General features: G+C 74.5%; 15 protein-coding genes and 1 pseudogene. 9 read left to right on the forward strand and 7 right to left on the reverse strand.

What is annotated here, in order from left to right:
* From ACZ3YL_RS16155 to ACZ3YL_RS16165, 3 genes and pseudogenes are all read left to right on the forward strand, one after another.
* A partial coding sequence (locus ACZ3YL_RS16155) for a hypothetical protein (RefSeq protein WP_465657881.1) occupies positions 1-247 on the forward strand: 247 nt, incomplete at its 5' end.
* A gap of 56 nt (positions 248-303) precedes the next feature.
* A pseudogene (locus ACZ3YL_RS16160) lies at positions 304-1,035 on the forward strand (carboxylesterase family protein); the annotation flags it as partial.
* Positions 1,036-1,070: 35 nt separating this feature from the next.
* Positions 1,071-1,937 (forward strand): NAD-dependent protein deacetylase, encoded by an 867-nt coding sequence (locus ACZ3YL_RS16165; protein ID WP_465657883.1) that lies wholly within the window; start codon positions 1,071-1,073, stop codon positions 1,935-1,937.
* On the opposite strand, the gene ACZ3YL_RS16170 is transcribed toward ACZ3YL_RS16165, so the two are convergent.
* From ACZ3YL_RS16170 to ACZ3YL_RS16190, 5 genes are all read right to left on the reverse strand, one after another.
* A complete protein-coding gene (locus ACZ3YL_RS16170; RefSeq protein ID WP_188307606.1) occupies positions 1,924-2,757 on the reverse strand; it encodes an ATP-grasp domain-containing protein in 834 nt (277 codons plus the stop codon). The two genes, ACZ3YL_RS16165 and ACZ3YL_RS16170, sit on opposite strands and share 14 nt — an antisense overlap.
* A gap of 112 nt (positions 2,758-2,869) precedes the next feature.
* A complete protein-coding gene (locus tag ACZ3YL_RS16175) occupies positions 2,870-3,967 on the reverse strand; it encodes a mechanosensitive ion channel family protein (RefSeq protein WP_188307605.1) in 1,098 nt (365 codons plus the stop codon).
* 54 nt (positions 3,968-4,021) lie between these two features.
* Entirely contained in the window at positions 4,022-4,234 is a 213-nt protein-coding gene (locus ACZ3YL_RS16180) for a hypothetical protein (RefSeq protein ID WP_465657885.1), read from the reverse strand.
* A gap of 79 nt (positions 4,235-4,313) precedes the next feature.
* The gene (locus ACZ3YL_RS16185; protein ID WP_188307662.1) at positions 4,314-4,709 is read right to left on the reverse strand and encodes an SsgA family sporulation/cell division regulator; all 396 of its coding nucleotides are present in this window, start codon (positions 4,707-4,709) and stop codon (positions 4,314-4,316) included.
* Positions 4,710-4,842: 133 nt separating this feature from the next.
* Complete coding sequence (locus tag ACZ3YL_RS16190; protein ID WP_188307663.1) at positions 4,843-5,286, reverse strand: SRPBCC family protein; 444 nt, start codon at positions 5,284-5,286, stop codon at positions 4,843-4,845.
* Positions 5,287-5,492: 206 nt separating this feature from the next.
* Between ACZ3YL_RS16190 and ACZ3YL_RS16195 the strand changes: the two genes are divergently transcribed.
* The 5 genes from ACZ3YL_RS16195 (at position 5,493) to ACZ3YL_RS16215 (ending at position 10,459) form a co-directional block, all read left to right on the forward strand.
* Complete coding sequence (locus ACZ3YL_RS16195) at positions 5,493-6,437, forward strand: SigB/SigF/SigG family RNA polymerase sigma factor (protein WP_465657887.1); 945 nt, start codon at positions 5,493-5,495, stop codon at positions 6,435-6,437.
* Between the two features lie 183 nt (positions 6,438-6,620).
* Positions 6,621-7,064 carry an STAS domain-containing protein gene (locus tag ACZ3YL_RS16200; RefSeq protein ID WP_465657889.1) on the forward strand — a complete coding sequence of 148 codons (444 nt, stop codon included), beginning with the start codon at positions 6,621-6,623 and terminating at the stop codon, positions 7,062-7,064.
* Between the two features lie 114 nt (positions 7,065-7,178).
* Entirely contained in the window at positions 7,179-7,649 is a 471-nt protein-coding gene (locus ACZ3YL_RS16205; RefSeq protein WP_188307665.1) for an ATP-binding protein, read from the forward strand.
* A 344-nt stretch (positions 7,650-7,993) separates the two neighbouring features.
* Positions 7,994-8,695 carry a hypothetical protein gene (locus ACZ3YL_RS16210; RefSeq protein WP_465657891.1) on the forward strand — a complete coding sequence of 234 codons (702 nt, stop codon included), beginning with the start codon at positions 7,994-7,996 and terminating at the stop codon, positions 8,693-8,695.
* 141 nt (positions 8,696-8,836) lie between these two features.
* Complete coding sequence (locus tag ACZ3YL_RS16215; RefSeq protein WP_465657894.1) at positions 8,837-10,459, forward strand: multicopper oxidase family protein; 1,623 nt, start codon at positions 8,837-8,839, stop codon at positions 10,457-10,459.
* 68 nt (positions 10,460-10,527) lie between these two features.
* Here the strand turns inward: ACZ3YL_RS16215 and ACZ3YL_RS16220 are convergent, their stop codons facing one another.
* Positions 10,528-12,255 (reverse strand): methyltransferase, encoded by a 1,728-nt coding sequence (locus ACZ3YL_RS16220; RefSeq protein WP_465657896.1) that lies wholly within the window; start codon positions 12,253-12,255, stop codon positions 10,528-10,530.
* Between the two features lie 32 nt (positions 12,256-12,287).
* Positions 12,288-13,496: a 4-hydroxybenzoate 3-monooxygenase gene (locus ACZ3YL_RS16225; RefSeq protein WP_465657898.1), complete on the reverse strand. Its 1,209-nt coding sequence runs from the start codon at positions 13,494-13,496 to the stop codon at positions 12,288-12,290.
* A gap of 263 nt (positions 13,497-13,759) precedes the next feature.
* Between ACZ3YL_RS16225 and ACZ3YL_RS16230 the strand changes: the two genes are divergently transcribed.
* Positions 13,760-14,632, forward strand: a complete 873-nt coding sequence (locus ACZ3YL_RS16230; protein WP_188306827.1) for an SIS domain-containing protein — start codon at positions 13,760-13,762, stop codon at positions 14,630-14,632.
* Positions 14,633-14,640: the final 8 nt, after the last annotated feature.

Here is a 14,640-nt window from a genome sequence, read left to right on the forward strand (position 1 = left end):
CGCCGTGGACGTGCAGGTCCACGAAGCCGGGGACGACGGTGTGGCCGGTCAGGTCGAGGTCGCCGGGCTCGGTCTCCCCGCCGCTCGTGCCGTTGGCGCCGTTGGCGCCGGAGGCGATGGCCGCGATCCGGGACCCTTCGACGGCGAGGCGGAAGCCCTCGACGACGCCGCCGGGCAGGACGAGCCGGGCGCCGGCCAGCGTGATGCGGTCCGTGGCGATCGCGACCTCCTCGGCGAATGCTCATAGATGAGCGAAGCGGGCCGATTATAAGCACGATCGAGCATGATGCATCAGTCTTGTGGAACGTCACCGTCTTCGGGCAGTCCGCGGGCGCCACGCTCACCTGCGCGCTGCTCGCGACGCCGGAGGCCCGCGGACTGTTCCGGCGGGCGATCGTCCAGAGCGGCAGCGGCACCGGCGCGTTCACCCCGGAGCAGGCGCGGCGGGTCACCACCGCCGCGGCCGCCGAGCCGGGCGTCGGACCCACCGCGGAGGGGTTCGCCGCGGTCCCGGACGAGCGCTTCCTGCCCGTGCTGCCCGCGCTGACCGGACTCGGCCTGCGCACCGACACCGCCACGGACCCGCTGGCCGGGCTCAGCCCGCTCGGCCTGGTCCTGCCGGTCCAGCCCGCGGACGTCCTCGCCGCCCTGCGCGCGGCACGGCCGCACGCCACCCCGGGCGAACTGGGCTCCGCCGTGCTCGCGCACGCCCTGTTCGAGGCCGGGACGACGCGCCTCGCAAGGGCCCACGCCCGGATCTCGGGCGGCCGCACCCACCGCTACTCCTTCGGGTACCGCTCGACGGCCCTGGACGGGCGCCTCGGCGCGGCCCACACCGTGGAACTGCCCTTCGTGTTCGACCTCGCCGACGAGCCCTGGCTGCACGGGTACGACGGCCTGCTCGGCCCGGACCCGGCCCTGGCCGGGCTCGCGGCCCGGGTGCACGGTGCCTGGACGGCCTTCGCCCGGACCGGCAGCCCGGGCTGGGCCGCGTACGACCCCGAGCACCCGGTGGCGGAGCCCCTCGGCGGCTGAGCACCCGCCCGCCGCCGCGTCCTAAGCTGGACGGCATGGGTGTGCCCCTGACGACTCCCGGCGGTACGGCGGCCGATGCGGCCGGCCTGGCGGTGCTGGTGCGGCTGCTGGCCGGGCGGGGGGTGGTGGTGCTCAGCGGGGCCGGGCTGTCGACCGAGTCCGGCATCCCGGACTACCGGGGTGAGACGGGCAGCAGGCGGCGCGGGGCGCCGATGACCTTCCAGGAGTTCACCGGGAGCGCGACGGCCCGGCAGCGGTACTGGGCGCGCAGCCACGCCGGGTGGCCGGCGATCGCCGGGGCCGAGCCCAACGCCGGGCACCGGGCGGTGGAGCGGCTGCGGCGCTCGGGGCACGTGTCGGCGGTGATCACCCAGAACGTGGACGGCCTGCACCGCGCGGCCGGCACCCGGACGGCGGTGGAACTGCACGGCGGGCTGCACCGGGTGGTGTGCCTGGGGTGCCGCCGGACCGGCTCACGGGCGGAGCTGGACCGGCGGCTGGAGGAGTTGAACGCCGGCTTCCGGGACGGCCCGGCGCGAGCCAACCCGGACGGCGACGCCGAGTTGGCGCCGGAGCTGGTGGCCGCCTTCCGGGTCGCCCCCTGCGCCGCGTGCGGGGGAGTGCTCAAGCCGGACGTGGTCTTCTTCGGTGAGAGCGTGCCCGAGCCGCGGGTCCGGCGCTGCTTCGAACTCGTGGACGCGGCCCAGGCATTGGTGGTGCTGGGCTCCTCGCTCACGGTCATGTCGGGGCTGCGCTTCGTCCGCCGGGCCGCCCGCGCGGGCACGCCGGTGGTGATCGTCAACCAGGGCGCGACCCGCGCGGACGAGCTGGCCGCCGCGAGGGTCGGCCTGCCGCTGGGCGCGGTGCTGACGGAGGCGGCCCGGCTGGTCAGGGCTTCGTAGCGAGAGTGTGCAGGGAGGCCTTGAGGGCGGCGGTGAACCGGTCCCGGGTGGCCTGGTCGACCAGGTCGAGGGAGAGGTAGGGGTTGAGGTCCTCCAGCTCGACCAGCAGGAGTCCGCCCTCGGGGGTGCGGCAGGCGTCCACCCGCTGGATGCCGTGCTCGACGGTGTTCCAGGCGATGAAGCGCCGGGCGAACTCCAGATCGGCGGCGCTGGGTTCGTACGGTTCGAGGCGCCAGCGCCGGTCGGGGTCGGGGGCGTGCAGGGCGTACTGGAAGGCGTCGTCGACGAAGTAGAAGGAGACCTCGTAGGCGAACCGGATCAGTGGCTGGACGAGGACGTCCTCGTCGTACGCGACGGTGTCGAGCTGCTCGCGGGGGACGATCCGCAGGCCGATGGAGTCGGCGCCGAGCTTCGGCTTGACGACGTACTCGGGCACCACGGGCAGCCGGCCGAGGTCCTCGGCGCGGTCGACGGTGGGGATGACGGGGTACCCGGCGGCGGTGAGGTCGAGCAGGTACTGCTTGCCGGCCATGTCGGCGCGCCCGGTCAGCTGGGTGTACACCCGGGCGCCGCGCTCCAGTGCCCGGCTGCGGAACTCCTCATACTCGGCGCGGTAGTTGAGCACCGGGCCGCTGTTACGGACGAGGACCACGTCGAAGGCGTCCAGCAGCCGGGCCGCGTCCAGCGGGTGGCACAGGGCGACGTCGAAGTCCTCGCGCAGGCGGGCGGAGAGCTGGATGTCCTCGTCGCAGTAGCGCCGCCCCCGGGCCTGGTAGGCGAGGTCGGTGACGAACAGGACGCGGGGGCGGGCGGCGGTCATGGCTCTCCTGAAGATCATCTGAGCAGCTCAGCCTACTGCGCGCCGGGTCGCGACCTGTCGCGCCCCTGACCAGACCTGCCCGCGACCTGGCCTCGACCTGGCCTACGGGTGGCTACGGCGGGGTGCGGCGGCCCCGGGGCGGTCGGGGCACACGGGGGTGCTCCCGGCCGTCCGGGCGCCGGGTGGGTGCCTCCGCCACGGGGATGCGCGGCAGCGCGTACGGGTGCTGGTCGCGCAGGTACCCGATGAGGTGCTCGCGCAGCCGGCAGCGGAGTTCGAAGGCGTCGCTGCCGTCGGCCGCCGTGGCCAGCACCCGGACCACGATGGTGGTGGGGGTGGTGTCGACCACCTGGAGGGCGCTGCCCTGGCCGTCCCACAGCTCGCTCTTGGCCAGGTAGTCCTCGAACTCCCCGCGCAGCAGCCCGACCGGCGCGTGGTGGTCCAGGTGGAGCAGCGCGGTGCCGGTGATCCGGCTGGAGCGGCGGGACCAGTTCTCGAACGGGCGACCGACGAAGTAGGACATCGGCATCATCAGCCGCCGCTGGTCCCAGGTCTCTATCACCACGGCCGTCAGGGTGATCTCCTCGACCGTCCCCCACTCACCGGCCACCACCACGACGTCGCCGATCCGGGCGAGGTCCCCGAAGGCCAGCTGCACCCCGGCGAAGACATTGGCGAGGGTGCTCTGCGCCGCCACACCCGCCACCACGCCGACCAGCCCGGCGGAGGCCAGCAGGCTGGTGCCGACCCCGCGCACCGCCGGGAAGGTCATCAGCACCGCGCCCAGCGTCACCAGGGCCACCACCGCCTGGCAGATCCGGCCGAGCAGACTGGCCTGGGTACGGGCCCGGCCCGCCCAGGCCGGCTCCCGGCGGTACACGGCCAGCCGGGCGGCGCCGTCCACCAGGACCGCCACCAGCCGGCCGCAGAGCCAGCCGCCGGCGGTGATCGCCAGGATCACCGCGAGGTGCCGCAGCCCGTCGCGGACGGCGGGCGGGGCGGCGATCCACGGCTGGGCGGCGGAGAGCAGCAGGCAGGCGGTCAGCGCCAGCACCGGGTGGCGGCACCGGCGCAGCACGTCCGGGACGCCGCCGGCGCCCCACGGGGCCGACAGCCGCCGGGCCACCAGCTGTACGGCCCGGTCGAGGCCGAAGGTGAGCAGGGCGGCCGCGACGCCGACGACGGCGAGGCGGAGCAGGCTCCACCACATGTCCTGCCGTCTCCTTTCCGCTTCGGGGTTCGGGGGGCTCCTGTGGTCCGGGCCCTAGTCGGGCGGCTCGACCGGGTGGGGGTGGCCCGGGTGCGGGGTGGCCGGTTCGGGGGCCGGTTCGGGGGCGGGCCGCGGGACCGGCGGGAGGACGGGCGAGCCGGGCGGGGGCGGCGGGTCGGGCACCAGCGGCGGGCCGGCGGGCCGCGGCGGCGCCGGGGGTTCCGGGGTCGGGGGCGGGAGGCCGGGTTGGGCGGGGGCGGTGTTCATGGGGGAGCACTCCTCTCGGTGCGGTGCGGTGCGGTGCGGTGCGGTTCCGCGTGGCGCGGATCCCTGCGGTGGTGCGGTGTCACGCGGCCAGCAGGTCCCTCAGGCCGCGGTCCCAGTCGAGCCGTTCGTGTTCCTGCCCCGGTGGGACGAGCCGCGTGGTGGCGGCCAGGAACTGGGCGACCGCCTCGGTGGAGGCGGCGAGCAGGGCCACGCCCTCGTCGCCGGCGAGCGCGATCAGCACGCGGGTGTCGTCGAACGGCGTGACGTGCACGTCCCCCTCACCGGCGGGCGCGTCCAGGCCGGCGAGCAGCAGGTCGCGGGAGAGCGACCACACCGCGTGCGGCTGGTAGGAGGTGAAGTCCAGCTCCGCCGCGTGGGGCTGGTCGGCGCGGTAGGACCAGTCGACGGCCAGGTCCCGGCTGCGTTCGTCGCCGGTGATCAGTCGCATGGTGATCCGGGTGGTGAGACGTTCCATGGAAGGGTTCCCCTTTCCCGGGTTCTTCGGGCGGGGACGGCCGCCGGGCCGTCCCCGCCCGCTCGTCTGTGGTGCCTGTCGGTCTGTCGGCCTGTCGGGCCCGTTACGGCTCGGGTGCCCCCGATGCCGGGGTTCATGCCCCCGGATCGGCGTCCGGTCGCTCGCTCCGCTCGACGTGGTCCTTGAAGTCGTTCAGGTCGTCGATGACCCGGCGGTCGACGAAGCCGAGCGCCTCGGCGAGGTGCGCCCAGAGCCCGTGGGGTTCGACCTCCAGCTGGAGCATCACCCGGGTGGTGCGGTCGTCCACGTGGTGGAAGGTCACCACGCCGCTGTGCCGCACCGGGTCGGCCCCGCCGTCCCAGGCGACCCGCTCGCCCTCCACCACCTCGGTGGTCACGGCCCGGAACTCCCGTCGGCCGCCCGCGGTTTCGACCACCCAGCTGCTGTTGCCGTCGCCGGAGACGTCCACGCTGACCACGCCGCGCATGAACTGGGGGAAGTCCTCGCAGTGCACCCAGCGTCGGTAGACCTCGCCGAGCGGTGCCGCTATCTCGACCGATTCCTCGATCCGTCCCATCGTCCGGTCCTCCTTCTCCTCGGCTCTGCCGTCCTGCACCCGGTCCGGGTGCCCCGTTCCCCGCCGGACATGCACGGCGGGCGGCAGGCGGCACCGCCGCACCGTCCGGGTCGTTCGTTCACGCAATCCTCACAACGGGAACCGACATGGAATCGGCCAGGGCGGGTACCGGGGGACGGACCGTACGCCGAGGGGAAAGGACCGACATGGCCACGACCAGTGACGAACTCCTCCACCGTGGGACAGCCCCGGCTCCGGACGGGGCCTCGACGGTCGACGCGTCCGGCGCCGACCGGGCCGCCGTCCGGGGGCTCCCGGGACACCCGGAGCTCTTGGAGCTCCTGGAGCTCCCGGAACTCGCCGACATCGAGGACCCGCGACAGGTCGCGCCCAGTGACGCGCGCGAGCTGACCCGCCTGCTGCTGGCCCGGCTCGCGACGCTGGAGGAGGGCACCCGCGCGTACTCGTACGTGCGGTCCACGCTGATCGAACTCAACCTGTCGCTGGTGCGGTTCGCGATCCGCCGGGTCGGCAACCGCCGCGAGCCCGAGGAGGACCTGATGCAGGTCGGCTCGGTCGGCCTGATCAAGGCGATCGACCGCTTCGACCCCGACCACGGCGCGGAGTTCGTCACCTTCGCGCTGCCGACCATCCTGGGCGAGATCCGCCGCCACTTCCGCGACTCCACCTGGGCCGTGCACGTGCCACGCCGCCTCCAGGAGCTGCGCATCACCCTCGCCAAGGCCCGCGACGTGCTGTTCCAGCGCCTGGGCCGGGCACCGACCGTGCCCGAGCTGGCCGAGCACCTCGACCTGACGGAGGAGCAGGTGATCGAGGGGCTCGCGGCCGCCAACGGTCACACCGCCGGGTCCCTGGACGCCCCCGCGACCGACGGCGAGGAGGACCCGGGCCCGCTCGCCCAGCGCCTCGGCGAGGAGGACCCGCGGTTCGGCACCCTGGAGAACCTGATCGTCCTCAAACCGCTCGTCGCCGCGCTGCCGGAACGCGACCGGCTCATCCTGGCGCTGCGCTTCGGCGAGGAACTCACCCAGTCCCAGATCGGCGCCCGACTGGGCCTGTCCCAGATGCACGTCTCCCGTCTCCTCAGCCGCATCCTGAAGAGCCTGCGCGCTGGCCTCACCGCCGACTGACCGGGTCGGTGGCCGGGCGGCCGGCCCGGCCACCCGGCCACCGACCCGGTCACACGGTCACCAGGAGCACCCACGACACCGCGCACGCCACCCGCGCCCGGGCCGCCCGGCCCACGGCCTGGCCCTGGGCCGGGTGGCGTGCGTAGTCTCGTGGAGCACACCCGTAGAGGGAACACGACGACGATGCCAGCCGAGAAGACGATGCCCGCAGAGAACGAGTCCGTGACCGTGCCGCCGACCACCACCCCCTCCGACCCCTCCCGGACGGGCGCCCCGTCCGGGCCCGACCTGGTCGTCCACACCTGGCACACCGACACCCGGGCCGCCGTCTGCGCGCTGGCGGGCGACCTCGACATCGAGACCCTGGCACCCGCCCGGGCCGCCCTCGACGAGCTGGTGGAGCAGCGCCCGCCGCTGCTCGTGGTCGACCTCGCCCGGGTCGACTTCTGCGACTCCTCCGGACTGAACCTGCTGCTGCAGACCCGGATGTCGGCCGCCGCGGCGGACATCGCCCTCCGGCTCGCGGCGCCCTCCGGCACGGTCCGGCGGCTGCTGGAACTGACCTGCACCGACACCGTGTTCGCGCTCCACCCGTCGGTGGACGCCGCACTCGCCGCACCCCGGTGACCGCCATGGCCGGCCGATGACACGCATAATTCGTCCGTGGTCGGGAACCGAGCAGACGAAGTGGAACACAGCGCCGGAACCGAGCGCGCCGGAACCGAAGGGGAGATCCCGCACATGACGACCAGCCGGGCCACCCTGGACGGCGACCGGCCGTGCGCCGGCCCCACCCTTCCGCCCGGCGGCCAGCGCCGGAGGCTGCACCTGGCCGGGCTGCCCAAGCCCGTCGCCCGCGCCCGGGCGTACACCGCGCAGGCCGTCGCCGACTGGTCGTGGCCGATGAGCGAGGCCGGCGTCGGGGACGACATCGTGCTCCTGGTCGCGGAACTGGTCGCCAACGCGATGCTGCACGCCGGCGGCCCCGTCGACCTCGTCCTGGACGCCTCCGAGGCCCGGTTGCGGATCGAGGTCAGCGACCGTTCGACCGACCTGCCCGAGCCGCGCCGGCCGCACCGCCCGGGCCTGCCCGGCGGGCACGGGCTGTTCATCGTGCAGAAGGCCGCCACCCGGTGGGGCGCCGTGCCGCACGACGACGGCAAGACGGTCTGGGCCGAGATCGACGCCCGGCCCGCGCGGCCCGGCGGCTGACGCCGACGGCGCCTCCCTGGCGTCACCTCGCATGACGGCGCCTCGCATGACGGCGCCTCGAACGCGCCATCGAATGGCGCACGGCCCGCGGGCCGACCGTTCGCCCGCGATGCGACTCTCGCCGAGGACGGGGGCCGACGGGCGTCCCGGTGTGCCGGGACGTCGGGCCGGGGGAGGCCGGATCCCGCCCGGCCGTTCCGGCCTCACACCACGAGGACCGCGAGGACCGCGAGGGTGGCGGCGCGGTGGAGGGCGTGGTGAATTGAGCTGCCGGGGTGTCAGGTTCCCGGTACGATCTGCGGGTTCGAGCCGGGCTGTACAGGTGGGACATGGGGGACGGGGTCGTGGCGGGAACCATCACGTTGTGGGTGTTCGGGCTGCTCTGCTTCGTGGTGGCGTTCGCCAAGGAGGCCGCGAGCGGGGCGGGGATCAACCTGCCCGGGCCGAAGAGCGGGGGCGCGCGGGTCGGGGTGGTCGCGGTCGGGGTGCTGGCGCTGCTCCTGGGGACGGCGGTCCGGCCGCAGGGCGGCGAGCCCGTGGCGCCGGCGGCGAACCCGGTGTCGAGTGCGCCGGCGGCCGGGCCGACCGGTGCGGCGCCCGCGCCCGCCACCGGTGCCGCCACGGCCGTGGCCACCGCCGCGCCGAACCCGCCCGCGCCGTCCTCGGCCGGGCCCGCCGTGGCCTGGAGCGGCCAGGTCGCCATCACGATGGAGGGCGGGGCCGACTTCGACCTCACCCCGCCGGGGCGCCACCCCGGGTTCCCGCAGGGCATCTACGCGACCGGGTTCAGCGCGACCTCGGCCATCCTGTACGACGAGATCCAGAACGACCACGACAGCTTCGGCATCTGGACCGGCCAGGCGCCGCCCTCCGGCGCCGCCTGCTCGGACTGGGCCGCGAGCCACCCGGGCACCTCCGCGCACGTGAACGTCGGGTCGCTGGTCTGTCTGAAGTCCCCCGGTGGCCGTACCGCCCTGATCAAGATCGACTCCATCGAACCGGCGGACTACCAGCTGGAAGCCACGGTGACCGTCTGGTCCGGCTGAGGGCCGTGAAACCGAGGGCCGTGAAACCGAGGGCTGCGAAGCCGAGGGCCATCGAGCGGACGGTCATGAATGGGCAATGTCTGGCGGGCGCGCGGTGTGCTTGACCGGTGTCCCCGGTGAGCTGATCTAGATTGCCCGACCATGAGCGAAAATGTCGGATTCAGTCGTCGATCGATGCTCAGGGCGATCCCGGCCGCCGTCCTGCTGGTGGCGTCCGACGGGATCCTCTCCCGGCGGTACGCCGCGGCCGCGCCCCTCCCCTTCCCGCAGCCGGCCGTACGGACCGCTCGACGGGTGCCCGGCGGCCCGGGGGCGGTGCTGGAGGAGACGCTCGACGTGCGGTTCACGGACACCGACGTCCCCGGCCACGGGACGGTCCACACCCGCACCTACAACGGGACGATCCCCGGCCCGACCCTGCGGGTGAGCGCCGGGGACACCCTGCGGCTGACCCAGGTCAACGGCCTGCCGCCGAACGCACCCCACAGCGGGGACCACAACCGGCCGCACGGCTTCAACAGCTTCAACCTGCACACCCACGGCCTGCACGTCGACCCGACCGGGGACGGCGACAACGTGCTCCGGGTGTTCGCGCCGCGCACCGCCGAGGAGGTCGAGGCCGGCGCCCCGGAGCCGCGGTACGTGACGACCATCGACATCCCGGCCGACCACCCGGCGGGCACCTTCTGGTACCACCCGCACCTGCACGGGGCCACCTCCACCCAACTCGTCGGCGGGATGGCCGGGGTGCTCATCGTCCGGGGCGACGTCGACGAGGTGCCCGAGATCGCGGCGGCCGCCGACCTCGTGGTGTGCGTCAACGAGCTCAGGCTCAAGGACGGCGAGGTCCCCGACTTCTCGTCCGGGAACGCGCTGGCCGCCGTGCCGCCGGTGCTGACCGTCAACGGTGCGGTCAACCCCACCGTCACCCTGCGCCCGGGCGAGGTGCAGCGCTGGCGGCTGGTCTGCGCCACCGCGTTCACCGCGCTGCCGCTGCGGCTCACCGGGGGCGGGCAGGACCAGACCCTCCACCAGATCGCCCAGGACGGCGTGACCTTCCCCGCCGTGGTCGCCACCGACACCGTCCGCCTGAGCATGGGCAACCGGGCCGACGTCCTGGTCCGGGGCGGCGATCCGGGCAGCTACGAACTGCGGGCGGACGGTGTCGCCGAGCCGCTGATGACGGTCGAGGTGACGGGCGAGCCCGTCGACCCGCCGATGGACCTGCCGACCGAGCTGCCGGCCGGCAAGCCCTTCCTGGACGAGAGCGATCTCACCGACCCGGACGCGGAGCGCGAGGTGGTCTTCCACGTCGACCCCAAGGTCTTCACCGGGCCGTTCGCCAACGCCTTCCGGATGCTGGGCAGCCACCCGACCCCCGCGGCCGACCCGGGCGGCGACCTCACCCGGGACGTGGCCTACGGCCTGTTCGACCCCGGCTACGTCAACCACACCCTGGAACTGGACACCGTCGAGCGCTGGACGCTGCGCACCGACGAGACCAGCGCGGCCTTCCACCACCCCTTCCACCTGCACACCAACCACGTCCTGGTGACCCACCGCGACGGCGTGCGGCTGGACCCGCCGGTCTGGCAGGACACCGTCGACCTGGCTGGCGGCCGGCCAGGGGAGACCGTCACCTTCCTGGTCCGGTACGAGGACTTCACCGGCCGGGTCGTCGCCCACTGCCACCAGCTCCAGCACGAGGACCTCGGGATGATGCAGGTCGTGGACTACGTCGAGTCGAGACGGCCCGGCTGCTAGGGCGGGTCCGACACGCGCCCTGCGACACGGGTACCCCGCCGCCCGATCGGCGGCGGGGCAGCGGTGCGTCAGCGCCCGGAGTGGGCCGGGGCGGGGTGAGCCGGGGCGCCCGGGGCCGGGACGGCGGCCCGGCGGGCGTGCAGGACGGCGGCGCCCAGCGGCAGCGGGGAGTGGCCGAGCAGGTGGAGCCCGGCGTCGGCGAGCAGCCGGGCGTAGTGGTCGGCGCGGCGTTCACGCCCGCCGGTGTTGCACATCATGTGGACGTCCCACGCGGTGGCCAGCGAGGCCGAGCCGTCGTCGGGCAGCAGCCGTTCGACGATCAGCAGGTCGGCGTGGGCGGGCATGGCGCGGGCGCAGTGGCGCAGGATCTCGGCGCAGCGCTCGTCGTCCCAGTCGTGCAGCACCCGGGACAGCAGGTAGACGTCCGCCGTGCCGGGGACATCCGCGAAGTCGCCCGGTACGTAGCCGCAGCGCCCGCCGAGCCCGGCGGCGTCGAGCCGGTGGCGGGCCGCCTCGACGGCGTGCGGGCGTTCCAGCAGGGTCCCGTGCAGCCCCGGGTGGGCGGACAGCAGACGGCCGAGCAGTTCGCCGTTGCCGCCCGCGATGTCGACGACGGTGCCGGCGGTGCCGGCGGCCGCCGTGATGACGGGGTGGGCCGGGAGCGGGTCGAACATCCGGGAGCTGGCGGCCATGGACTGGTCGAAGAGCTCGGCGAGTTCGGGGTCGCGGGCGAAGTGGTCGAAGTGGTTCTCGCCGAAGAGGTGGTCGAAGGCGGCCCCGCCGGTGCGCACGGTGTGCTCCAGCTCGGCGAAGGAGCGGTAGAACGGTCCGCCGTACATCAGCGCCAGCGGCCGCATCGAGCCGGGGGCGTCGGCGCGCAGCAGCGCGCCGGTGCCGGTGAGCCGGTAGCCGTCCTGGTCCTCGGCGACGATGCCCAGCATGGTGAGGTAGCGCAGCAGGGTGGTCAGGCTCTGCGGGTGGGCGTCGAGCGTGGCGGCGAGGTCCGCCGCCGTGGTGCCGGTCCGGGTGTCCAGGGCGTCGGGCAGCCCGATCCGCGCGCTGACCGCCAGGGCCTGGGTGGTCCAGGCGCCGGTCAGTTGCTGGAGCAGGGTCTCGGCGGAGTGCTGGGCGGGGTCTTGGCCCAGGTGGTCGGCGAGCACCGCGCGGTGGTCACCGTGGGCGTGCAGCTCCACCCGGCGGTAACCGGTGCGGGCGCGGGTGGGGGCGGTGAAGTAGAGGACGGTGGAGTCCTCGTGGGGGTTGTGGCCGCCGCCGTCGGGGGTGGCGCCGTGTCGGGCGAGCAGCGCGCACAGGCCGCGCAGCGCCAGTGGGTCCGGGTCGGTGACCTCGAAGGCGAGGTGCGCCTCGTGGTCGTGGGCGCGTTCGTGGTCGGCGAGGTCGGCGAGGTCCGAGCCGGGCGGCACGGTGAGGGCGAACACCTCGACGGTCCGCTCGCCGCCCGGGCCGGGCACCGGCGGGCGCAGGATGCTGACGTCGAGGTCGGCCTCGGTGCGGCCGTGGCGGCGGGCCAGCCGGCCGCGGACCACCACGCTGGGCTGCGGGGGTGCATCGAAGTCCAGTCCACAGGCGGCGAGTTGGGCGTGGAGTGTGGCGGCGTCCGGGGGCAGGAGGAGGAGGGCGGCGTGTGAGAAGCGGCAGCGTTCGGCCAGGGCCCGGCGTTCCGGGCCGTCGAGACCGGGCAGCAGGAGCGGGAACAGGTCGGCGGTGTCGTGCTCCCTGACGAAGTCGGCGGTGGCGCGCAGGCGGGCCGTGTCGTCCGGGGGAGTCGCGGTCATGGGAGGAGTCCTCGTTCCGGTGGGCGGGCCGGTCAGATGCCGACGTAGTTCTCGGCGAACCAGTCCTGGTGGGTGCGTGAGGTGCGCAGGGATTCGACGCGCGAGCGCCGCATGGATTCGTGGAAGAACGATTCCCCGTCCGGTCCGGCGGGGGAGTGCAGGAACTGGATCATCCAGTGGGCGAAGTCCTGGGCCCGCCATATGTGGGCGAGGCAGCGCGCGGAGTACCGGTCGAGCGCCCGGGAGTCGCCGTGGGCGAGGTCCTCGATCAGTGCCTCGGCGAGGAGTTCGGCCTCCAGGACGGCGAGGTTGGCGCCCTTGGCGGCGGCGGGGGCGGGCAGGCTCGCGGCGTCCCCGGCGAGCAGCAGCGAGCCGTGCCGCAGCGGCTCGATCACGTCGGACTCCAGGTCGATGACGGTGCGTTGGACGATCCGGCCGTGGTGCAGCGGCCCGTGTTCGGCGGTGCGCATCCGCAGGTCGAGTTCGGCCCGGATCCGTTCCTCCGGCCAGGCGTCGGCCGGGGTGCCGCGCTCGTACTGGAGGTAGTAGCGGGTGATGTCGGCGGTGCGGGCCATGTGGCCGGCGAAGCCGGCGGGGTGCATCGCGTAGCCGACGGCGTCCATGCTCGGGGGCGCCTCGGCGAGCAGGCCGAGCCAGCTGACGCCGTGGTCGCGGTGGTACCGGCGGGTGCCGGCGGGCAGGGAGCGGCGGGCGGCGCCGTGGCGGCCGTCGCAGCCGGCCACGTACCGGGCCGACCACCGGCCGGGGCGGCCCTCGGCGTCGCGGACGGTGACGGTGGGGCGCGGGCCGGCGGCCTCCTGGACGGACTGGGCCTCGGTCTCGAAGGCGATCCGGCCGCCGGCGTCCAGGTAGTGGGTCAGCAGGTCGGTGACCAGGTCCTGCTGGGGGTAGACGGTGTGCTGCTCGCGGCGGCCGAGGGCGCCGTAGTCGAGCCGGAAGCTGCCGTCCTCGGTGCGGAACTCGCAGACGCCGTGCGGCCGGCCGTGCCGGCGCAGGCCCTCGGCGAGGCCGTGGCGGTCCAGGACGCGGACGGTGTTGGCGGCGAGGAAGCCGGCCCGGGCCCTGGTCTGGACGTGGGTGCGGTCGGCGCGTTCGAGGACGACGCAGTCGACCCCGGCGGCGTGGAGGAGGTTTCCGAGGGTGAGTCCGGCCGGTCCGGCGCCGAGGATGACGACGTCGGCGGTTTCCAGGACTGTTGGGCTTGTCTGACGTTCGGTCACAGAACGGTGAGCTTAGCCACCGCCGGATACATCGAAGCGCCGGAATAGCTCGGATCGGTGAATAGGGTGATGATCTTCACCACTCCTTTGCGGGGTCGGGCAGTTCGGCGGCAGAGGGGGTGCCCCGGTCGGCGGGGCGGGTTCGGGGCGGACGGGCTGCTCGAAGGTGATCGAGGATGCGCACTATTGCGCACTGTGCGAGAACTGGACTATAAATCGAGCATCTTCACGCACGATCGTGCAGTCCCGCGCAGGAGGACCTGATGGCCCACGTCGACGAAGAGATCGCCAGCCAGCCCGAATGCTGGCAGCGCGCCCTGGAACTGACCCCGCGCCACCTGCCCGATCCCGGCGAACGGGTGGCCGTCCTCGGCTGCGGCACCTCGCTCTACATCGCCCAGGCCTACGCGGCGCTGCGCGAATCCCTCGGACTCGGCGAGACCGACGCCTTCGCAGCCTCCGAGTTCCCGGCCGGGCGCCGCTACGACCGGGTCGTCGCGCTCTCCCGCTCCGGCACCACCACCGAGGTGCTCGACGCCCTCGCCGCGCTGGGCGCGACCGAGACGGTGGCGATCACCGCCGACCCGCGCACCCCGATCGGCGCCGCCGCCCGCCACCTGGTGCCGCTGGAGTTCGCCGACGAGCGGTCCGTCGTCCAGACCAGGTTCGCCACCACCGCCCTCGCGCTGCTGCGCGCCCACCTGGGCGCCGCACCGGCGGACCTGCCCGCCCAGGCCCGTACGGCGATCGACGCCCCGCTGCCCCGAGGAGCCCTGGAGGCGCGGCAGTTCACCTTCCTCGGGACGGGCTGGGGCTGCGGGGTGGCGAACGAGGCCGCGCTCAAGGTCCGGGAGGCCTCCGCCTCCTGGACCGAGTCCTACCCGGCCATGGAGTACCGCCACGGCCCGATCAGCGTCAGCGGCCCGGAAGGCCTGGTGTGGTTCCTCGACGCCCCGCCCGCCGGGCTGGTCCAGCAGGCCGAGGCGACCGGGGCGGCGGTCAGCGTGCCGCGGCTGGACCCGCTGGCCGAACTGGTCCGGGTCCAGCGCCTGGCCGTCGGCCTCGCCGTCCGGCGCGGCCTCGACCCCGACCGGCCGCGCCACCTCACCCGCTCGATCGTGCTGGACCAGCCGTGACCGGTCGT

Source organism: Kitasatospora sp. NPDC023176 (genome assembly GCF_055560495.1).